We start from the raw sequence: 22210 nt of genomic DNA, 5'->3' as shown, positions 1-22210 counted from the left end.
TCCGACCAATTGCCTAATTTGCGGAGTAAACTTCGTTTTGCTGATGACTAATGCTGAAATTGTTGACCTGCTCGAACTAACGGGCCGGTTGATGGAACTCCACGAACAGGATGCTTTCCGTACGCGCACATTCACCGCTGCCGCGTTCAACCTCGATAAATCGACTGCCGACCTCGCTAATCTGCCCGTTGAGGAATTGGTGAAACTACCGGGTGTGGGTAAGTCGCTGGCCGGTAAAATCCGCGAAATAGCCGAAACGGGCCGTCTTACCGAACTCGATGAGCTGCTGGCCCAAACCCCGTCGGGCGTGATGGATATGTTCCGTATCAAAGGGCTGGGTGTAAAGAAGATCGGAACCCTATGGCGTGAGTTGGGCATCGAAACTATCCCTGATCTGCAGCAGGCCTGCGAAACAGGAAGGGTTGCCAAAATCAAAGGGTTTGGTGTTGGCACGCAGGATAAAATTCTGGCGGCACTGGAGTTTTTACAGGAGCAACAGGGTAAGGTGCGCATGGATAAGGCCGCTATGCTGGCCAACCTGCTGCATGACCTGCTGGCAGAACACTTCGACCGGGTCGAAATTAGTGGACAGGTGCGCCGGAAAGCCCAGGAGGTGGATACGGTACAGCTTCTGGTGCAGACCAGCGATCCTGTTTCGGCTATGCTCACCCTGAATAGCTTACCAAATCTGGAGCAGAACAAACCCAACTCGTCGCCGTTTGCGTGGCGGGGCCGCCTGAAGGGGTTTGATGTAGGCGTCGAATTGCTCCTGAATTCAGCGGAGCAGACAGACCGGCAACTATTTATTCAGACAGCCGCAGAGCCGCATTTGCAGCAGGTAGGTGCCGGCGGTATGTCATTGCTTCAGGCAGCTTACACCAGTCAGGATGCATCCGAAGCCGCCATTTACGAGCGGGCTGGCCTCCCCTATATCGTTCCTGAAATGCGGGAAGATGACTTTGCTTTTCGCTGGGCGGCCCGCTACCATGCCGATGACCTTGTGACCTGGGACGATCTGCGCGGAACGCTCCATAACCACAGCACCTGGTCGGATGGCAAACAGTCCGTTGCCGACATGGCCAACTACTGTCGCGAACTGGGTCTGACTTATTTCGGTATCGCCGATCATTCCAAAACAGCATCTTATGCCGGTGGCCTGGACGCAGAACGCGTCAGACAGCAGCAGCTTGAAATCGACCAGCTGAACCTGAACTACGGGTCCGATTTCCGGATCTTCAAAGGCATCGAATCCGATATTCTGGGGGATGGGTCGCTGGACTATGACGAAGCCACACTCGCCACATTCGATTACGTCGTAGCCAGTGTGCATCAGACACTGACCATGTCGATCGAAAAAGCCACTTCGCGGTTGCTTAGAGCCATTGAGAACCCGTACACGACGATTCTGGGCCACCCGACGGGGCGGCTACTGCTGGCTCGGGAGGGGTATCCTATCGACCATAAAGTGATAATCGATGCCTGTGCCGAGCACAACGTCATCATTGAAATCAACGCCAGTCCCTACCGGCTCGACATCGACTGGCGCTGGATCGACTACGCCATGCAGCAGGGAGTGATGCTAAGTATTAATCCTGATGCCCATGACTTCGCCGGTTTGCTGGACATGCACTACGGGGTAGCTATTGGACGAAAAGGCGGCCTTATAAAGAAAATGACATTTAATGCCTTAACGTTGAGTGAGATAGCCAGTTATTTTCAGGAACGACGGGCCCAGATAGGGAAGAAATAGCCTGAAGTTGCTTTTAGCCTAACTACATGATTGTGAACGGGGCATATCGTCCGGGACAAAAGCAGTTCCGGACGATGTGCCCCATTTTTATTAGGATGATTTTGTATATTCGTTCATACATGGTACTGTAAAATTACGGGTGTTCTTTCCTTCCTTTTTCCTTATTTATGCACGGTAGACTTTTACTGATTTTATCGATTTGCCTGCTCAACGGAGCGATGGCTCAACAAAGGAAACCGCCCGGCGAACAACGGGCTTTTTCGGCAACAGGTTACGTGCGTGATGCGAAAACGGGGCAGCCCATCCAGGGTGTCAACATTGTGGTGATGAACGTATCGAAAGGCTACGTGACAGCCAAAGACGGTTTTTACGTAGTAACCATGCCTCCGGGGGAGTATGTTCTGAAGTTTACACACGTTGGTTACCGGCCCAAACTGGACACGATCTCTTTACAGAAACTTCTGTTTCGCGAAGTTACCCTGGAAGACGACTCCAAAGATCTGGAGGAAGTTGTTGTAACGAGTGAAGCCCCCGATCGCAACATCCGTAAAGTGGAGATGGGCGTTTCGCAGCTAACCATCCGAAGTATCCGGCGCATTCCGCCTTTATTGGGCGAAGTCGATGTTGTGCGGAGTTTACTGCTGCTGCCCGGTGTGACAACGGTGGGTGAGGGGGCTCCCGGTTTCAACGTCCGGGGCGGTAGCGCCGACCAGAATCTGATCCTGTTCGACGGTGCGCCTGTATTCAATTCAAGTCACCTGATGGGCTTTTTCTCGGTGTTCAATCCCGACGTGGTACGTGATGTGACGCTGAACCGGGGGGGCGTGGCGGCTGCTTTTGGTGGCCGGGCATCATCGGTGCTGGACGTGAAGATCAAAGAGCCGGATGCCGAAAAGTGGAGTATCAATGGGGGCATCGGGTTGATCTCGAGTCGTCTGGGTGTTGAGGGACCTCTTATCAAAAACAAACTGTCTATGCTGGCGGCTGTGCGGGCATCGTTCAACGATTTTCTCTTTCGGCTGGCTCCACCGGGCCTGACCGGCACAAAAGCCAATTTTTATGACCTGACGACCAAGCTTAAATACCAGCCTTCCGAGAAACATACGATCACGCTAACGGGCTATGTCAGCACCGATGTATTCAAACTGCCTTCCGATTCATTGTCAGGGCAGGAGATCAACGCATCGTCGACCCAATTTAATTACCAGACCCTCAATGGAGCCCTTCGCTGGAATTACTTCGTTGGCCGGCGCGTCAACCTGGCTACGTCGCTGATTTTAAGTCGGTATCAGGCTGACCTGTCGGCAGCAGACTCGGCCAACGCATTTGTATTGAAATCGGGGGTGTGGCACCGGCAACTGAAATCGGATCTGACCTTTACGCCAAGTGAAAAACACCAGTGGCAGGCTGGGGCGAGTGTGATCGATTACTTCGTTCAACCCAATACTCGCACGCCTGGACCCAATTCCAACGTATTGCCCGTTGACCTGGCCCGTGAGCAGGGATATGAACTCTCCGCCTACCTACAGGACGAATGGAACCTGAATGCGGCCGTATCGGTGTTGGCGGGTCTTCGCTATTCGGCACTGCTTAATCGGGGGCCAGCGAGCGTACGGACCTATCAGGAAGGTCTTCCCCGGGAAGATGAGTCGATTGGGGCCGACCAAACTTATGCGGCCGGCAAAATCTATCACTCGGCGGGCGGCCTCGAACCCCGTCTGGCCATCCGCTGGTCGGTTGGTGAGGGGCGTTCTATCAAGGCTGGCTATAGCCGACTTCGTCAATATATCCAGCAGATAACCAACACGACCGCTGCGCTGCCCACATCGCGCTGGCACCTGAGCGATGTGTATACCAAACCCCAGATTGCTGATCAGTGGTCGCTGGGGTATTTCCATAATACGACAGACAATGCCGTGGAAGCATCGGGAGAAGTCTATTATAAGACACTGACCAACGCTATCGATTACCGCGACGGTGCTGAACTCCAACTGGCCGAAGCGGTGGAGACGCAGATCGTTCAGGGCAGCGGACAAGCCTACGGTTTTGAAGGATTGCTGCGCAAGAACAAAGGCCGCTGGACAGGATTCACGAGTTATACCTACGCCCGCACATTCCTGACGATGGATAGTCAATTCAGTGCCGAGCGGGTCAATAACGGCCGCGCTTATCCTGCCAACTACGACAAACCCCACACCTTCAACGCGCTGGCTACCTACCGCCCAACGGCCTGGTTCAGTATGTCGCTGAATTTTACGTACAGCACGGGGCGGCCTATTACGCAGCCCTATGCCCGCGCCCGCATCAACGGCGTTATCGTTCCTATATACGTCGACCGCAACCAGCAGCGCGTTCCCGATTATCACCGGCTCGATTTTTCGATGTTGTTTGAACAGAACCCCGTCAAGAAAAAACGAAATCAGAGTAGCTGGGTATTCTCGATCTATAACGTTTATGCCCGCAAGAATGCTTATTCGATCTTCTATCGGTTGAGTTCGCGGTCGGGTTCGGATGCGTACAAACTAGCCATATTCGGCACGGCTTTCCCGTCGCTGACCTACAATTTTAAATTTTGATCATGATCCCGTTTCGATCTGTTTTATTCCTGATATTCTTGCCAACGCTGGTTTTATCGTGCGTAACCGAGTTTCAGCCCGACCGGGTCAGTTTACCGTCGGCCCTGGTGGTCGAGGGGCAGATCACCGACCAGCCCGGTCCTTATACGGTTCGGCTCACCCGCAGCGCCGACTACAGCTATACGGCCATCAACCTGCTGGAAACGGGGGCTGTGGTGAGCATCGAAGACAACCTGGGCAACCGCGAAACCCTGCGTGAGCAGGCACCGGGTGGGGTCTACCAAACCCGCCCCGACGGAATTCAGGGGGTGGCCGGGCGACGATACAAGCTGATTGTACAAACCCAGTCGGGCACACGCTATGAGTCCGAACCGGAGGTGATCACGGCGGCCCCGCCCATTGTGAAGCTGTATAGCGAGTATCGGAGTGAGCTGGTACCGGGTACAGCGATTCGGAAGCAAGGCTGGGATGTATTTCTGGACACAAAAGACCCCGAAACGACCGGCAACTACTACCGCTGGGAGTGGACACACTACGAGCCCATATCGGTTTGCCAGAAAACGCAGTTGCGGTCAGGGGCATTCACCGGCATAAGCTGTTGCACGGAGTGTTGGGACATTGCACGCTGTTACGATTGTATCAGCGTAAACTCCGATGCTGAGATCAACGGAAAGGCTATCACTGGCCAGCTCATCATGCGGGCCCCTTATACGTCTACAACGCCCTACTATGTAGAGATAGAACAGCAGGCCCTGAGCCGGGGGGCTTATCTGTTCTGGAAAAGTGTTCGGCAGCTGGTCAACAACACGGGTGGACTGTTCGACGCAGCCCCGCAAGCGGTGCAGGGGAATATCCGCTGTACGAGTGACCCGAACACAGCGGTTTACGGCTACTTTGGGGCAACGGGCGTATCGCGGTTGCCGTTTTACGTCGATCGAAGCCAGGGGCAGGGAGTTCCGGATCTGGAGCCACCGGTAACGGTTCCCTTTCCAACGAATCCACCTTGTGTGGTTTGTGAAAACAGCCTCTACCGGACGCGAATTAAACCCCGTGGGTGGGTCTATTGATGAAGCCAGGGCTAAACGCATACGGCAAAGGAATGGCAGTTCTCTACAGGGCTCAGTGGCTCGGTGCGCTGGTAACTGTAGGAGCCAGCGTCCTCTCGTGCGTAACCGAGTTTCAGCCCGACCGGGTCAGTTTACCGTCGGCCCTGGTGGTTGAGGGGCAGATCACCGACCAGCCCGGTCCTTATACGGTTCGGCTCACCCGCAGCGCCGACTACAGCTACACGGCCATCAACCTGCTGGAAACGGGGGCTGTGGTGAGCATCGAAGACAACCTGGGCAACCGCGAAACCCTGCGTGAGCAGGCACCGGGTGGGGTCTACCAAACCCGCCCCGAGGGGATTCAGGGGGTGGCCGGGCGACGATACCGGCTCGACATTCAAACCAAAGCCGGTATCCATTTTACGTCAGAGTCGGAAGCGCTGAAGTCTGCTCCCCCCATTCTCAAACTCTACACGGAGTATCGGAATGAACTGATCGCCGGTACCAGCACGCGGAAGCAGGGATGGGATCTGTATCTGGACACGAAGGACCCCGAATCACCCGGCGATTATTACCGGTGGGAATGGACTCATTACGAACCAGCCAGCGTGTGTCAGCGAATAGGAACAACATCGGGTGTGGTGGGTATTCCCTGTTGCTCATCCTGCTGGGATATTGTCCGCTGTTATAACTGTGTTACGATCAACTCAGATCTGAACATTAATGGCAAAGCTATCAGTGGCCAACTGATTATGCGAGCCCCGTATACCTCCACCACTCCATACTATGTAGAAGTGGAACAACAGCAGTTGAGCCGGGGAGCCTATGTGTTTTGGAGAAGTGCCAGGCAGTTGATTACTAATACCGGTGGGCTGTTCGACGCGGCTCCACTGACAATTGGAGGTAATATGAAATGTGTCAGTGACTCTACGATACCCGTATATGGTTATTTTGGTGCCACGGGCATCACCCGGGCAGCCGTTTACATTGACCGGAGTCAGGGGCAGGGCATACCGGATATAGATCAGCTTATTACCCAGTATGGGCCCTCCTGTATTGCCTGCGTAAATAGTATATATCGGACACCCAACAAGCCTCGCTGGTGGGTAAACTGACGCATGTCTTTCAATGTATTCCTATATACGCATCTCCGTTTCAGGAAACCTTGCCGGGACTATCAAACGGTTTGGCGACCCCATATAATTGCGATAGATTTGCATAAATGTCCTCGTCATGGCTGCCCCGGTCAAAATTCTCTTATTACGCTTCTCATCGATTGGCGATGTCGTACTGACGTCGCCCGTTGTGCGGTGCCTTAAACAGCAAGTACCGGGTGCCGAAGTGCATTATTGTACGAAACGGGAGTACCAGCCCATCGTAGAATACAATCCGTATATCGATAAGCGGTATTATCTGGAAGGAAGTCTCTATAGTCTGATTCGTCAACTGCGGGCTGAACACTACGATTACGTTGTAGACCTGCAAAATGGCTTCGTCGCTACGCTGATAAAGTCGATGCTGGGCGTCCGGACCTATAGCCTAGGGAAACCCAGCCTGCGTACCTGGCTGTACCTGAACTGGAAGATCAACACCCTCCCTACCCAGCACATTGTCGATCGCTACCTGGAAACGGTGGAGCCCTTAGGCGTAGAAAACGATGAAGAAGGGCTGGACTATTTTATTCCGTATAAAGATCAGGTTGAAGTCGACTGGCTCCCGGTGACGCACCGTCATGACTATGTGGCATTTGTAATGGGGGGACGACACATGACCAAGCGTTTGCCGCTGGCGCGGATGATCGAACTTTGCAGGAAGATCAACCACCCTGTCGTTTTGCTGGGCGACAAAGAAGATCGGGTTACGGCCGATGCCATTGCGCTTGAACTAGGAAATCAACTGATTTTCAATGCCTGTGGGTTATTTAATCTCAATCAGTCGGCGTCGCTATTACAACGGGCACGCGTGGTGTTTAGCCATGATACCGGACTTATGCAGGTGGCAGCTGCGCTGAAAAAGAAAGTTTATTCGATCTGGGGAAGTTCGACTCCTCAACTGGGTGAGTTTCCCTACAAGACCCCATATGTACTGCTTGAGAAATCAGGACTTGCCTGCCGCCCCTGTTCAAAAACGGGCTTCGGCAATTGCCCCATGAAACATTTTCGGTGCATGAACGAGCTCCCGTTCGACTTCGAAGTGAAGGAACTACGGCAGAAGAAGAAGAATTTCGAGTGAATTACGCAGGCTGTTGTGCGTCAAGCAGCCGCCGTACCCGTTCTGCTACCTGCTCCACCGAAATATCGTTCAGGCAGGCCAGGTCACCCCGCCAGCAGGGTACGTTTCCAAAGACGGAACAGGGCCGGCAGGTCAGCACATTGGCAGGTACCTGGATGATCGCATCGTCGGCCTGCCCCCACGGCCTGAAACCAGCGTCCGGATGGGTGGCACCCCAGATCGACAGGACGGGTATTCCACTTAAAGCCGCCAGGTGCATATTGCCCGAATCCATACACAACATGCCCGTCAACCGGTGAATCAGGGCCAGCTCGGCCGCCAGCGATAATTGCCCCGCCACGATGACCACCTGCGGAAAGCGTTGCCGCAACGTTTCAAGCCGGGCAATTTCCTGAGCACCCCCGCCAAAAAGAAAAATGCGAACGGGGCTGTAGGCATATATTTTTTCCAGCAACGGGCCGAATCGTTCGAAAGGCCACATTTTCTGGAGGTGTTGCGCAAACGGGGCTATACCCAGACAGGGTTCATCGAGCGAGATGTGGCGTCGTTCCAGAAACGTGAATAATTCCGTTTCGGCTGCAGGACTGGGGGTAAACGAAAAAGAGGAAGCTGGCTGAACCGCAAAACCGGCTTTTCCAAACAACGTCGCGTATCGCTCGATACTGTGGGGCAAGGGACGCCTGATCTTATCTTCTTTTCGGGTAAGAGCTTTTTTGTCGGCCCGCCCTTTGTCGATCGTCACCGACAATATCCCTGCCATACGAAAGAGCCGTTTCAGTACGGCCGAGCGCAGGTTTTCGTTTGCATCGATGAGCAGATCGAACACCCCAATTTTTCGAAGGTCCTGAAACAGCCTGAAGAGGCCCGCCAGCCCTTTATGCCGCCCATTCACGTCGAGTTCAACAACGCGGACATTGGGAAACTGAGCAAAGAAAACGGCAAATTTAGGGCGTGTCACCACCGTGAGCCGTGCGTCGGCATAGCGGCTTACAAACGATTCAACAACGGGTGCCAGCAGGGCTACGTCGCCCATTGCCGAAAAACGAAGGAGGAGCAATTGCGTCATGCTCCGCTAGGGTTGACGTTGGGCTGGCTGACCGTAGAGGACAGGATTGAGCGTAGGATCGTTGTACATCTTCATCTGCCGGTAAACCTTCATATAACGGTCACCGTTCCGGATATCTCCCATCAGTTCATCGAAACACTGAGCCAGATCCTGCTCCTGTTCGAGTAACACATTGAGTTTGAACTGTGCTTTCAGGCGGTGTTCATCCGGGGCATCGGGCCGTTCGGTCTGTTCGCGGAAGTGATACAATTTAAGTTGCAGGATCGACATACGGTCCAGGAGCCAGGCCGGGGTTTCAGAATTCAGACGGGCACCGGATTTCGGGCTTATAGTCCGGAATTGATCGAAAAACCAGCCGTCAATTTGTTCGACCATATCCGTCCGGTCCTGATTCGACTGGTCGATACGTCGTTTAACGCCGACGAGTTCGTCGGGCCGGATCGTTGGACTGCGGATAATGTCTTCGAGGTGCCATTGTACGGTATCTATCCAGTTTTTCTGATACAGTAATGACTCTATGGCATCGGCAGGATACAGGTTGTCGATAGGCGTGTCGACGTTGTCGGTACGGTGGTAGTCCCGAATGCTCTGGCGGAACAGGTCGTTGGCAATGGTAGCGTTCATAAGTAATCGATCAACCGCAAAGATACACACTTTGCTTCTTTTGGCAGAACGCCTGGAATTGTGCTGCTATAGGGGTCAGGTGGTTAGTTGCGTTCTGCGTTTGCCAATGATTTGGTCAGGCTACTTGCAAACGAATAATCTCCACTTCTGCCCCTTTGGCTACAGCATCTTGAGCCTGTGTCAGCAAATGTCCTGTAATGGCCGAGTCAAAGTACTTCTCTCCGCAGTTTGGGCAAATTTGAGCTGGAACATTCTTGAACACAACGATCGTATCGCCCTGCTCCACTGTCACTGTAGTAAAGCCTGACTCCGGTGTTCCTATCTTACAGGTTAGACAGATCATTTTTTCTTGGTTCTAAAGATAGCATTCTCCATCGCTACTTTGCGCAATAACAATATGGATAGGCCGGGCGTCTACAAAAGCAAAATGTAATAGGCTTGGATAAGGTTTAGCCATCGGATAAGCAGCAATAGCTTCGCCGTGCTTAATGACATGTTCAACCTCTTCCTGAGTGATAGCTCGATTGAACATTTGCTCAACCGCGTGCAGTTTATAGGTGATTTTGGTACAAGTCATCATTCCCCTACGCCACCTTACACGTCACGCCTTCCATCGCTTCCAGCGCCCGCATGAGGGAGTTGGCGGGCGAAACCTTCAGCGTCCTTGACTGCAGGCTGATATCGATGCGCTCGTCGCGGTCCATGACATGCAGATGCAGGGTGCAGGTACCCGGATGGGCATTGACGAGTTCATTGATCTTGCTGACGAGTTGCGCGTTCAGGGCATCGAGTGTCAGCGATACGCGGAGTTCTTTGCAGAACTTTTCGCGCATGTCGTTCAGCAGCCGGATGCTGGTAGGTTTGAACTCCAGCTGCTCGGAACCCCATTTGTTCTGGGTTTTGCCCGTAATATGCAGGAAGCGCCCTATCTCGATGTACTGCACCAGCCTGACGTAGTCGTCGCCGAACAGGGCCATTTCGAGGGATGAGTTATAGTCTTCAACTTTGAATATGCAAAATGGATTACCGCTCTTGGTTACCCGCATCTGAACGGCCGATACAATACAGCCAACTTTAATCTCGGGTTGTTTGGTCTCGAAAATAGTGGCCAGTGTACAGTTACAGAACCCATCCATTTCAAGCTTGAACTCATCGAGTGGGTGGCCTGTAATATAAAATCCAACAACGTCTTTCTCGAATTTCAGCTTCTCAATCTGGTTCCATTCCGTAACCATTGGCGCTTTGGGGCGTGCCAGCATGGGTTCGCCACCCATCATAGCACCAAACAGCGACTGTTGGGCCGCAGCTTTCTCGGCGTGGTAATTGTTGGCATAACGGATGATCTTGTCCAGGAACGGCGACGTATCGATGTCCGACATCTCGAAATACTGGGCCCGGTGATACTCGTCGATGCTGTCGAACGCGCCGGCATAGGCAAGCGATTCCCAGGTTTTCTTGTTCACCGTCCGCAGGTTGACCCGAATGGCAAAATCGAAGATGTCCTTGAAAGGACCACCGGCTTTACGTTCGTCGATAATGGCTTCTACCGCTGCGTCGCCCGCGCCTTTGATACCGCCCAGTCCGAAACGGATTTCGCCCTTCTGGTTGACGCCGAAGAACCGCTCCGATTCATTTACGTCGGGACCGAGAACGGGAATGTTGATGTTCTTACATTCTTCCATGAAGAACGTAATCTTGTCGATCGTGCCCAGGCAGCTTGTCAAAACCGCTGCCATATACTCAGGCCGGTAATGGGCTTTGAGGAATGCCGTTTGATAGGCAACGAAGGCGTAGCAGGTAGAGTGCGACTTATTGAAGGCATAAGAGGCAAACGCTTCCCAGTCTGTCCAGACTTTCTCACATACTTTAAGTGGAAGGTTATTGGACGCGCAACCGTCCATAAACTTCCCTTTCATTTTGTCGAGCGTGGCTTTGTCTTTCTTGCCCATCGCCTTTCGCAGTACGTCGGCGTCGCCTTTGGTGAAGTTGCCAAGTTTCTGCGACAGAAGCATCAGCTGCTCCTGATAGACCGTAATGCCATAGGTGTCAGCCAAATACTCTTCCATTTCTGGCATGTCGTACTTGACTTCTTCGCGCCCGTGTTTCCGGTTAATGTAGTTGGGTATATAGGCGATCGGTCCCGGCCGGTAGAGAGCGTTCATAGCAATGAGGTCACCGAAGCGGTCAGGCTTCAGGTCTTTCATGTGCTTCTTCATGCCGTCAGATTCAAACTGGAACACGCCATTGGTTTCCCCCCGCTGGAAGAGTTTGTACGTCTCTTCATCGTCCAGCGGAATGTCATCGATGGCTGTTTCTACGCCATTGATCAGGAAACCGCCATGATTTTGTCTGATGAGTCGAAGACACTCCTTGATGATGGTCAGGTTGCGCAGACCCAGAAAGTCCATCTTGATGACGCCCGCATCCTCAATGACCTTACCCTCATACTGGGTAATGATGAGGTTCGTATCCTTCGAGGTCGATACGGGCACAATGTCCGACAGGTCGCTGGGCGCGATGATGATCCCGGCTGCGTGCAGGCCTGTGTTACGAACTGTACCTTCGAGTTTACGCGCCTGTTTGAGTACCGCCGATACTTTCTCGTAGTCGACAATCCGCATGGCCTGAGCCGCGCTCTTGTCGCCCGATTCGAGCGCCCGCATCCGCTTCACGTTGTCCAGTTCTTCGGGCTGAATGACGCTCGCTAAACCGCCCGGCCCGTCGAGGGGGTCTTCGAAGATACGCTTGAGCGTCATGTTATACGTCGGCTTATCGGGCACGAGCTTAACGACCGCGTTGGCGTCCTGCAACGGCAAGTCCATAACCCGTGCTACGTCTTTTATCGACGATTTGGAGGCCATCGTACCATAGGTCACAATCTGTGCAACCTGCGCCTTGCCGTACTTCTGCACGACGTAATCGATCACTTTCTGACGGCCTTCATCGTCAAAGTCCGTGTCGATATCGGGCATCGATTTCCGGTCGGGGTTCAGGAACCGCTCGAACAGTAAATCGTATTTGATAGGGTCGATATTGGTAATTCCCGTACAATACGCCACCGCACTGCCCGCAGCCGACCCACGCCCCGGTCCGATCATCACGCCCAGATCGCGTCCGGCCTTGATGAAGTCGGCCACGATGAGGAAGTACCCGGCAAAGCCCATTGTCCTGATCGTGAACAACTCGAAGTCAAGGCGCTCCTGGATGTGGGGCAGAATATCGACATAGCGTTCCTTGGCACCCTCGTAGGTGAGGTGACGCAGGTATTCCCACTGATTCAGCACGTCGTCGGTATGCTGCTGGAACTCCTTCGGAATCGGGAAGTTGGGCAGCATGATGTCGCGCTTCAGCTTCAGCGTTTCAACCTTACCCACAATTTCGTTGGTATTGTCGATGGCTTCGGGCAGGTCCTTGAACAGCGTGGTCATCTCCTGCGTGTTCTTGAAGTAGAACTGGTCGCTGAAGAAGGCAAACCGTGTGTTTTTAGGCATCACGTCGTCGTCGCTGAAATCCTTCATCGACGGGGTGCTCTGTTTTTCGTTGGTATTGACGCACAACAGGATATCGTGCGCTACCCAGTCGTCCTGATCCACGTAGTGCGAATCGTTGGAGGCAATGATCTTGACGTTGTATTTCCGGGCGAACTTGATCAGGACCTCATTGGCTTTGATCTGATCGGGAATTTCATGGCGCTGGAGTTCAACGTAATAATCTTCCCCGAAGCGGTCGAGCCACCATTTGAACTCTATTTCGCCCGCGGCTTCTCCTTTCTTAAGAATAGTTTTTGGTACGGAAGCCCCAATGCAGCAGGTGGAAGCAATCAGCCCTTCTTTGTATTTATCAATAAGTTCTTTGGTAACGCGGGGGTACTTGCCGTAAAGCCCCTCCATGTAGCCCAGCGAACAGAGTTTCGCCAGATTCTTATACCCCTGTGCGTTCTTTGCCAGGAGCAACTGGTGGTAGCGAACGTCCTTTTTCTCTTTCGTAAACTGTTTTATGGTGTGATCTTCCACGACATAAAACTCACAACCCACAATGGGTTTGATACCCTGCTTGCTGGCTTCGGCCACAAACTCGAATACGCCGAACATATTGCCGTGATCGGTAATAGCCACGGCGGGCATGTTGTCGGCTTTTGCCTTCTTAATCAGCTTCTTAATGTCGGCCTGACCGTCGAGCAGCGAGTATTGAGTGTGGCAGTGGAGATGTGAAAATTGCATAGGTTCCGCGTATTACTGGCTTAAAAATAACCCCTTTCAGCGGTGATGAGGTAAGGATGCCCGAAGAATTTCAGAAAGAATCTGGTAAAAGGCTGATGGTGAAATAGCTGGCAGACCTTCCCCGGATCAAGGAAACGATCAGTCATTTATTCGTCAACGTGAATTCGGGATTAGCTTTCATTTGTTGTGGCCCGTCAGGGCCTTCACAGCGCAGCGATGGTAGAAAAAGCCCCCAAGTGTAGAATAGGTGTGCCTTCAGGTACACGACCGGTATGTAGCTGACGGCACATGGCCTTGTAAAACCGAATTTTTCTACCGTTCCGGCGTCCCGGCGACGCTGCGCTATGAAGGCTCTAACGGGCCATTTATAATTTCGAATTCATGCTGTTTAGGCTTACTGGCAGGACGTGGTTGGTTGTAGCCTGGACGGCCACGTCCGGGTAAGCTTATTCCCAGTTCACTCCCGGACGTAGCCGTCCAGGCTACTACCGACCGCCTGGCTGAATAAAACACGGGCCAACGTGAAATGCTACACCCTTCTAAACAACAGAAGGTCGATCAGGAAGCTCGTCAGGAGCGGAAAAATAGTTCGGATCATAAAATAGATGCTCCCGACTACGTCTTCCGCTTCTTTTTGCGGGCTGATGGGAACAGCACATTGTTCAGGATGAGCCGGTAGCCGGGCGAGTGGGGGTGAAGGTTCAGATCGGTGGGGGTGCGGAAATTGCCCCCGCGTGTTCCTTCCGGGTCATGACCGCCGTAGAATGTCCATTGTCCCCGGCCCACCTCGCCATAAATGTAACGGTCCGATGTTTTGCCCTCGCCCATAACCAGGGCACTTGGTTTGACGGCCGTTTTGCGAAAAGCCGTTGTCTGCCCGAAGAACTCTTTAATAATAGGCTCGTGGTTTTGGGTGAGCATGGCCGGAATAACATCCCACTTGGCCGAAAAATTAAATAGTTCAAAGAAACCGGCTGGCTGGTCGTACCCCCGCCCGCCCGACGAGTTGATGTCGGAAAACGTCGAGAAGCCCCGGTAACCGTTGTCCCCTTCGAGGGTGAAGTTTTCAAAGGCCAACGTCTTCGTAAAGTCGAGCTTCGACTGGGCGTCAGAATCCACGCCGTCGCCGTCATAGCTGCTGCCCACAATGTCGACACCTTCTGCGGCCAGCGCAATGTCGAGGGTTTCGGCGGCCGAGCACATGGCAAAGAGGTAGCCACCACCCGCACAGAATTCCCTGATGCCTTTGGCAACCGCTAGCTTCATCTGCGACACTTTGCCGTAACCGTATTTCCGGGCAATGTCTTCCTGCACCTTAATATCGGTGAGTGTCTGTCGATGCAGGTTGCGGCCATACTGTCCTGTGAAATCTTCGTGGTGGAGGTGCAGCCAGTCATATTTCGGTAGATCACCTTTTAAAACCTCTTCATCATACACGATCTCGTAAGGTATTTCGGCATAGGTGAGTACCAGCAGTACCGCATCGGTGTTTTCGAATTCGGCAGGACTGACTTTTATGGGCGAATAGACGATGATCTTGGCCGCTTTCTGAAGCGTCACCACGTCCATATTCAGATTGGGGTCGGCAAGTTGCTGCTTTAAGGCAGCTGCTTTGGTTTCACTCAGTGACTCGAATGAAACGCCCCGCACGCGGCACTCTCGCTCAAAAGCTGGTGTTTGTTTGATCATAAAGCTCCCGCCCCGGTAGTTGAGCAACCAGTCAACATCCTGACCGTCTTTCAGCACGGCATAGGCAATGCCATAGGCTTTTAGGTGATTGGCCTGCTGGTCGTCCATGGGGATAAGGATGGCATTGGCGTAGCTCACCGTGCCGATGGTGAGACTAATTGCCGACAGTAAAAGCAGTAAGGTTAGGTGCCGTTTCATAACTTGCGTTCGTTCGCTATTTCAGTACACATTCATGTTGAAATTTATCGGTTACGGCCTTCTTGGTGCTTTCACTGTGATTCTTCTTTCCTGTAGTCGTAAAACGAGCCTACTGGCTCCCCCTCCCGTCGAAACGGGTGTGTCGCAGGTGCTGGCTAAACACCGCAGGCAAACCCTGAGTGATTTGGTTTATGCTCTTAAGTTCGACATTCCGGAACAGAAAAACCAGCCTATCCCCGCCCACGAAACGATAACGTTTTCGTGGAACGCATCGGCTACCCCCTTGCAACTCGATTTCAAAGAAGAACGTACTCATTTACAGACTGTTTCGGTTAACAGCGTTGTCGTGTCGATTGTTTTTGAGCACGAACATCTGCTTATTCCGGCGAAGGCGCTCAAACCCGGTAAAAATCAAATCGACATTGATTTTACAGCGGGCAATCTATCCCTGAACCGAAATGACGATTACCTCTACACACTGCTCGTTCCCGACCGGGCCAGAACGGTTTTTCCCTGCTTCGATCAACCCGATCTGAAGGCTCGGTTTCAACTGACGTTGACCATTCCGGACCAGTGGCAGGCGATGACCAATGCCCCTCAGCAGGACTCTACCGTAGCCAATCAGCGTAAAACGCTTCGGTTCGGGTTGTCGGAGCGCATCCCGACCTACCTGTTTTCCTTTGTAGCGGGGAGGTTCATTCCTGTGACTCAGGTGCACAAGGGGCGCACGATGACGTTGCTGCACCGCGAGACCGACACCACGAAGATTCGGTTAAGCATAGACCCTATGTTTAGTCTTCATGCCGACGCTTTGCAGTTTTTGGAAGGCTACACAAACATTCCCTATCCATTCGGGAAGTTCGGCTTTGCGGCTATTCCCGATTTCCAATATGGCGGTATGGAACACGTAGGAGCCGTCGATTATAAAGCATCGAGCCTGTTTCTCGACAATGGAGCCACCCGCGATCAGAAACTAAGCCGGGCTACATTAATTGCTCACGAAACGGCACACATGTGGTTTGGCGACCTGGTTACGATGCGCTGGTTCGACGATGTGTGGCTGAAAGAAGTATTTGCCAATTTTATGGCCGATAAAATCACGGAGAACTCGTTTCCGGACGCCAACTACGATCTACAGTTCCTGGTCGATCACTTCCCAACAGCCTACGCGGTCGACCGTACCGAGGGGGCCAATCCTATTGGGCAGCCACTAGCCAATCTACAGGAAGCCGGAACGCTTTATGGCGGTATTATTTACCATAAAGCGCCGATCATGATGCGGCAACTGGAGCGTCTGATCGGTAAAGACACGCTACGCGATGGCCTGCGGGAGTACCTGAACACCTACGCGTCTGACAACGCAACCTGGGAAGATCTGATCACTATTCTGGATAAAAGGAGTGCTGCCGACCTCAGGCTATGGAGTCGCATCTGGGTAAATGAAACCGGACGACCTGTGTTTACCCATCAGCTGGAAAAGGAGAACGGGCGTATTCGTCGGTTTACTATCGCGCAAATGGGCGAAGATGGCTCCCGTCGCGTCTGGCCACAGGCGTTTGAAATCGCCCTGGTTTACGCCGATCGGGTAGAGATGATAACCGTGAACATGTCTCAGGCAACGGTCGATCTGCCAGCCGCTATTGGTAAATCTGCTCCCTTGTTCGTTGTGTTCAATGCATCGGGTCAGGGTTACGGGCGCTTTCCGGTCGATTCAGCCATGCTGCCAAACCTGGCTACGTTGAAAGACCCTGTCATGCGCGCTGCGGCCTATATTAGTCTGTATGAAAATATGCTGTCCAAAACAGGAGTTTCTCCGTCGCAGTTGGCCAGTGCCTATGGCGCTTTATTGAAAACGGAACATGAAGAGCTTACACTTCGGCTGTTGACGAGTCAGCTATCGGATCTGGTCTGGACATTTACGAAGCCCGGCGAGCGACTGGCGCTGGCAGCGGCCATTGAGCAGGATGCATGGCAGGCAATGGAAGTAGCAGAAACACCCGGTCTGAAAAAGCTTCTGTTTCGACTCTATCAGCAAATAGCCCTGAGCCAGGGGGCAAAACAACGGCTGTATGCTATCTGGAAGGAGCAGCAGGCTCCCCGGGGAGTGATACTGACAGAAGATGATTATACCGCGCTGTCCCTCGCCCTGGCCGTTCGCGACTACCCCGTTCGCGACCTGTTGGATCAACAGCTTGCCCGGATAAAGAATCCTGACAGGAAGAAACGACTGGCGTTTATGATGCCGGCCCTGTCAACGAGCGTGGCTGAGCGCGATCAGTTCTTTGCCTCGCTGGCAACCGAAGCCACCCGCGACCATGAAGCCTGGGTAACAGCCGCGCTGGCTTACCTCCATCACCCGCTGCGGGCCGAAACATCGGCTAAATACTTACCCAAGAGCCTTGATCTGCTGGAGGAAATTCAGCGAACAGGCGATATCTTCTTCCCCGAGCAATGGCTGCGATCGACGCTAAGTGCCTACCAGACAGCCGACGTAGCCAGTCTCGTTCGAGCGTTTCTGGCCGATCGGCCGGGTTACAATGCACGTCTGAAGGCTAAGCTTTTACAAGCTGCCGACGCGCCATTCCGGGCCAGTAAGATCTTGTATTAAGGATGGTCACTCGCGCAGAGCAAGGAATCAAAAATGCCAGAAGCCAGACATTGTCCGGCTTCTGGCATCAAATTTCTGTAAGGTAACAGACTGACTAGCTTGCAGATTCGGCAGCCGCTATAGCAGCCGCTGCTTCAGCAGCCGCAATGGCTGCGCTGTTCTTCTCGCCGTACTCATCACGCTGACGCTCAAAGTGGGCAAAGATTTCGGTAACTGCATCGACGTTCTCGGCAATCTTGCTGTGCATATCGCTCAGGTTCGTCTCTAGGTATGAATCGTTCAACCCGTTCATGTTATCGACTTCGATATGGCCGATTTTCGTGATCAGGGCGTTTTGACTGTTCTGAAGATCTTCCAGTTCACGAACGATTTTGTTCATCAACTCAAACTTCTGTAACTTATCCATAACGGTTTAATTTGGTAGTATGAATACCTAACGTGTTAGCCGCCGAATGGTTTAACTAATTACGTCATATCGTCATCATTGTCCAACCCGTACGAGCAGACTGATATGCCCCCACTGGTCGACCAGCGCATTCACAAACTCGGCGCTACGAAGGTGCTGAGTAAACGTCAACTGTGCGTTTTTAGAGGCAATAACGCCACCAACATCGATTTGTCCGTAAAAATGCTGTAGCTCAACGGCGGGTAAGGCATAGAAATTTTTAGCGCCATTCAGCCAGCCACCCTGTAGTAATGCATTGTCCAGAACAGCTCTGAAACCAACCCTGGTGAACGCGTAACACTGAAACTTGCGGGCTGATGTTCCCCCGGCGTTGTACATGCTGGTTGGATTCTGAAAGTAATCGTTGAAAAGGCCAACGCGTACCGTACCGCCCATACCTGCCAGGTTCATCAACGAGCCAATTGTCCCTTCAACGTCGCCGATGACATCGAAAGCAGATGAGAATTTAGGAATGGCCCGCCCTTCGTAGCGTACTGAATAACTAATAATCGGGTCGTTTTTCATTTGTGCGCCCCAGCCGACCGGTACGTGCTGGCCAAGGGCACCATGAAGCCATTCCTGCACATCGGCCGCTCCGGAAACAGGACCGATCATACCCAGCGTCAGGGCCGAGGTCAGCCGTCGGGCCCCAGCCGGATCGGTAGTGGTTAGCCCCCAGGAAGCGTATAAATAACCAGCGTAAGGCCGGTCGTTGGGGTAGAGGGGACGCCTGGCGATCTTGGTATTCCTGGGCGTATAAATCTCCTGCCCAATGACGAAGCTATATAAGGAATTGTAAGTGTCGTTCCTCGTTGAATGTAGCTTGAGTAAGGCATGACGCGATGGCCATTTCTGCCAGAAGTTGCTCAGGTGCGCCACACGAATACCATTGCTGTAGTAACGATCGGTAACACTTCTTCGCCGTATCTGAAACGCATCATTCTCCCAGTCGACTTGCACAAAAGACCCAACCCGTGTAGAATCCTGAGAAAAACTTGGATTAACGTTAATAATAAAGAGAATAATTATCAATAATCGCATACACAGAGTTTATTTAAAGCAAAAATCATTTATCTAGCTTGTAAAGCAAGCGTGATGCTTTAAATAAAAGATGCATGGGTTATTTTGGTGAGAGGCTTCGTAGAATCTTAAACTGAAAGCGCTTTCTGATTCAGTGAACGGGGTTGTATCCTGGACGGCCACGTCCGGGCGAGAAAATATAACCTTTTCTCGCCCGGACGTGGCCGTCCAGGGTACAACCCCGTTCATTTACTTCCTTCGTCCTAATCCGATCAGGCAATCAGCGGTGTGTCCAGTTCTGCCAGCGACTCCAGAATTTCGGCCTGCGTCACTTCGTGCTCAACCAGCTTACCGGATAGATACTGGTCATAAGCTCCCATGTCGAAATGACCGTGACCGCAGAGATTGAAAAGGATGGTTTTGGAAACGCCTTCTTCCTTCGCCCGGTTCGCTTCCCGAATTACCGTTGCAATGGCGTGGTTGGCTTCGGGGGCCGGGATAATACCTTCTGTTCGGGCAAACTTGATACCTGCCTCGAAACACTCCAGCTGGTTTACCGACTGGGCCTCAATTAGTCCGTCCTTAAGCAACTGGCTTACAATGGCACCCGCACCGTGGTACCGGAGTCCGCCCGCATGGATGGGTGCCGGGATGAAATTATGACCCAGCGTATACATTGGCAGGAGCGGTGTCATTCCCATTGTGTCACCGAGGTCGTAGCGGAACACGCCCCGGGTCAGTTTGGGACAGGAAGTTGGCCCTGCTGCAATACAACGGATTTTTTTGCCTTCGGTCAGGTTATGGCGCAGGAAGGGAAAGCCGATGCCGGCGAAGTTAGACCCACCCCCAAACGGTGCCACGATAATATCGGGCATGTCGCCTGCTTTTTCCATCTGCGTGATGCTTTCCAGTCCAATGACGGTCTGGTGCATCAGCACGTGGTTCAGCACCGAGCCAAGAGCATATTTGGTATGGTCGTCCTGCATGGCAAGTTCTACCGCTTCGGAGATGGCAATGCCGAGGCTTCCCGGCGAGTCGGGATTTTGGCTCAGTATGCTACGTCCGGCGTTGGTACGATCGGAGGGGGAAGGATAGACCGTAGCCCCCCAGGTGTTCATCATCATTTTACGGTAAGGCTTGCCGTCATAGCTGGCGCGTACCATATATACTTCGCATTCTATGCCGAACAGGCCGCAGGCAAAACTCAGCGCGCTGCCCCATTGCCCGGCGCCTGTTTCGGTCGTGATGCGCTTGACGCCCTCCTGCTTGTTGTAATAAGCCTGCGGAATGGCCGTGTTAGGCTTGTGTGAGCCGGCCGGGCTCACGCCTTCATATTTGTAGTAGATTTTCGCGGGTGTATCCAGGAGCTTTTCCAGTCCGTAAGCCCGGAACATGGGCGTAGGCCGCCAGATTTTGTACAACTCACGCACTTCGTCAGGGATGGTGACCCAGGGATCGGTCGATACCTCCTGCCTGATCAGTTCCATCGGGAACAGCGGTGCCAGCATCTCGGGGCCAATCGGTTCATGGGTGCCGGGGTGTAGCGGGGGCAGTGGCTTGTTGGGCATGTCGGCCACGATGTTGTACCACTTTTCGGGGATTTCCGCTTCGGTGAGGGTAATTTTTTTTTGGTTTGTCATGGGGGTAAAGGAGTAAGTTACTGTGGGTGGTCAAGTTAACGCAAGTTCGGCATGATGCCAGCGAGCCGAACAAAGAATCAGGCGTCAGGCTCTATCTTTACCCCGCCGTCCAGGGGTTGCTACTCACAGGCTTCAACGGCTACTCATATATACAACCAGCACCAACGGTATGACAACCATTGAGAATGATTTGTTACGCGTTACAATTCGTCCACAGGGGGCTGAACTAACCAGTATCTTCCACAAGCCGACGGCCACTGAACATCTCTGGCAGGCCGACCCAACCATTTGGGGCTGGCATGCGCCTAACCTGTTTCCTATCGTTGGCGGTCTGAAGAACGACCAGCTTCATATTGACGGCAAAGCCTATCCCATGAAGCGCCACGGTTTTGCCCGGCAGTCGGTATTTGAGGAAACAGAATCCTCCGATTCCCATGCCATTCTATCCCTGCGCGCCAATGACGAGACGCGGGCGGTATATCCGTACGACTTTGAATGTCAACTCATCTATGAACTGACGGATACCACCTTGAGCGTTACCTACCGGGTTGTCAATGAAGGCGGGACCGCTATGTATTTCTCAGTTGGTGCGCACCCGGCATTCAACGTGCCCTTCAACCCCGGCGAAGCCTATACAGACTACGTCCTGGCCTTTGAGCAGGACGAGCCGCTTGTGACCCATCAACTGTCGGACGCGGGTCTGTTTTCCGGCGAAACCCGCCCGGTGCCCACTGTCCAGAATCAGTTGGCGTTGACCGAACACCTGTTCGATCAGGATGCGCTGGTGTTCAAGAACCTCAAATCCCGGCGTATCACCCTTCGGCACAAAGACCGAAACGAAGCCGTAACCGTATCATTTCCTGACTTCCCGCACCTGGGTATTTGGGCTAAACCCGGTGCTGCTTTCGTGTGTATCGAACCGTGGCTGGGTTATGCTGATGCCGAAGGAGAACCGACACCTATCGAACAGAAAGAAGCCATGCAGTACCTCGCAGCGGGTGATGTTTTTATGGCTACGTTCACGATATCCATTGGTTGACATTGCGCAAGAAACGGGTTTTATACCCAGCTGATTGGGTGGACCTTTGGTGCATAA

The 22210-nt window shown here is 52.9% G+C and carries 16 protein-coding genes; 7 read left to right on the top strand and 9 right to left on the bottom strand.

Going from position 1 to position 22210, the window contains the following annotated elements; genetic code table 11:
- Nucleotides 1–43: 43 nt before the first annotated feature.
- The 5 genes from FH603_RS15000 to FH603_RS14980 all read left to right on the top strand — a co-directional run bounded on the left by FH603_RS15000 (nucleotide 44) and on the right by FH603_RS14980 (nucleotide 7604).
- Complete coding sequence (locus FH603_RS15000; RefSeq protein WP_186738347.1) at nucleotides 44–1750, top strand: helix-hairpin-helix domain-containing protein; 1707 nt, start codon at nucleotides 44–46, stop codon at nucleotides 1748–1750.
- Nucleotides 1751–1917: 167 nt separating this feature from the next.
- Nucleotides 1918–4326, top strand: coding sequence for a TonB-dependent receptor (locus tag FH603_RS14995; protein WP_186738346.1), 2409 nt, complete (start codon nucleotides 1918–1920; stop codon nucleotides 4324–4326).
- 2 nt (nucleotides 4327–4328) lie between these two features.
- Nucleotides 4329–5393, top strand: a complete 1065-nt coding sequence (locus tag FH603_RS14990; protein ID WP_186738345.1) for a DUF4249 domain-containing protein — start codon at nucleotides 4329–4331, stop codon at nucleotides 5391–5393.
- Nucleotides 5394–5425: 32 nt separating this feature from the next.
- Nucleotides 5426–6487 (top strand): DUF4249 domain-containing protein, encoded by a 1062-nt coding sequence (locus tag FH603_RS14985; protein WP_186738344.1) that lies wholly within the window; start codon nucleotides 5426–5428, stop codon nucleotides 6485–6487.
- A 118-nt stretch (nucleotides 6488–6605) separates the two neighbouring features.
- On the top strand, nucleotides 6606–7604 hold the full coding sequence (locus FH603_RS14980) for a glycosyltransferase family 9 protein (RefSeq protein ID WP_186738343.1): 999 nt from the start codon (nucleotides 6606–6608) through the stop codon (nucleotides 7602–7604).
- A 1-nt stretch (nucleotide 7605) separates the two neighbouring features.
- On the opposite strand, the gene FH603_RS14975 is transcribed toward FH603_RS14980, so the two are convergent.
- The 6 genes from FH603_RS14975 to FH603_RS14950 all read right to left on the bottom strand — a co-directional run bounded on the left by FH603_RS14975 (nucleotide 7606) and on the right by FH603_RS14950 (nucleotide 15401).
- A complete protein-coding gene (locus FH603_RS14975; protein ID WP_186738342.1) occupies nucleotides 7606–8670 on the bottom strand; it encodes a glycosyltransferase family 9 protein in 1065 nt (354 codons plus the stop codon).
- 6 nt (nucleotides 8671–8676) lie between these two features.
- Nucleotides 8677–9294 carry a DUF4254 domain-containing protein gene (locus FH603_RS14970; protein ID WP_186738341.1) on the bottom strand — a complete coding sequence of 206 codons (618 nt, stop codon included), beginning with the start codon at nucleotides 9292–9294 and terminating at the stop codon, nucleotides 8677–8679.
- A gap of 115 nt (nucleotides 9295–9409) precedes the next feature.
- Nucleotides 9410–9637, bottom strand: a complete 228-nt coding sequence (locus FH603_RS14965) for a type II toxin-antitoxin system MqsA family antitoxin (protein ID WP_186738340.1) — start codon at nucleotides 9635–9637, stop codon at nucleotides 9410–9412.
- A 12-nt stretch (nucleotides 9638–9649) separates the two neighbouring features.
- A complete protein-coding gene (locus FH603_RS29265; RefSeq protein WP_394366363.1) occupies nucleotides 9650–9871 on the bottom strand; it encodes a DUF4258 domain-containing protein in 222 nt (73 codons plus the stop codon).
- 7 nt (nucleotides 9872–9878) lie between these two features.
- A complete protein-coding gene (gene dnaE, locus FH603_RS14955) occupies nucleotides 9879–13514 on the bottom strand; it encodes a DNA polymerase III subunit alpha (RefSeq protein ID WP_186738338.1) in 3636 nt (1211 codons plus the stop codon).
- Between the two features lie 615 nt (nucleotides 13515–14129).
- Nucleotides 14130–15401, bottom strand: coding sequence for an asparagine synthetase B (locus FH603_RS14950; RefSeq protein ID WP_186738337.1), 1272 nt, complete (start codon nucleotides 15399–15401; stop codon nucleotides 14130–14132).
- Nucleotides 15402–15435: 34 nt separating this feature from the next.
- On the opposite strand from FH603_RS14950, the gene FH603_RS14945 reads away from it, so the two are divergent.
- Nucleotides 15436–18009 carry a M1 family metallopeptidase gene (locus FH603_RS14945; RefSeq protein ID WP_186738336.1) on the top strand — a complete coding sequence of 858 codons (2574 nt, stop codon included), beginning with the start codon at nucleotides 15436–15438 and terminating at the stop codon, nucleotides 18007–18009.
- A 94-nt stretch (nucleotides 18010–18103) separates the two neighbouring features.
- Here FH603_RS14945 and FH603_RS14940 read toward each other — a convergent pair whose 3' ends face one another.
- From FH603_RS14940 to FH603_RS14930, 3 genes are all read right to left on the bottom strand, one after another.
- On the bottom strand, nucleotides 18104–18415 hold the full coding sequence (locus FH603_RS14940) for a hypothetical protein (protein WP_186738335.1): 312 nt from the start codon (nucleotides 18413–18415) through the stop codon (nucleotides 18104–18106).
- A gap of 75 nt (nucleotides 18416–18490) precedes the next feature.
- Nucleotides 18491–19495, bottom strand: coding sequence for a lipid A deacylase LpxR family protein (locus FH603_RS14935; RefSeq protein WP_186738334.1), 1005 nt, complete (start codon nucleotides 19493–19495; stop codon nucleotides 18491–18493).
- 251 nt (nucleotides 19496–19746) lie between these two features.
- Nucleotides 19747–21114, bottom strand: a complete 1368-nt coding sequence (locus FH603_RS14930; RefSeq protein ID WP_186738333.1) for a TrpB-like pyridoxal phosphate-dependent enzyme — start codon at nucleotides 21112–21114, stop codon at nucleotides 19747–19749.
- A 169-nt stretch (nucleotides 21115–21283) separates the two neighbouring features.
- On the opposite strand from FH603_RS14930, the gene FH603_RS14925 reads away from it, so the two are divergent.
- A complete protein-coding gene (locus tag FH603_RS14925; RefSeq protein WP_186738332.1) occupies nucleotides 21284–22153 on the top strand; it encodes an aldose 1-epimerase family protein in 870 nt (289 codons plus the stop codon).
- Nucleotides 22154–22210: the final 57 nt, after the last annotated feature.

It is taken from the genome of Spirosoma utsteinense (genome assembly GCF_014282275.1).
Taxonomy (GTDB): Bacteria; Bacteroidota; Bacteroidia; order Cytophagales; family Spirosomataceae; genus Spirosoma; species Spirosoma utsteinense.
This window is presented reverse-complemented; position numbering and strand designations above follow the sequence as displayed.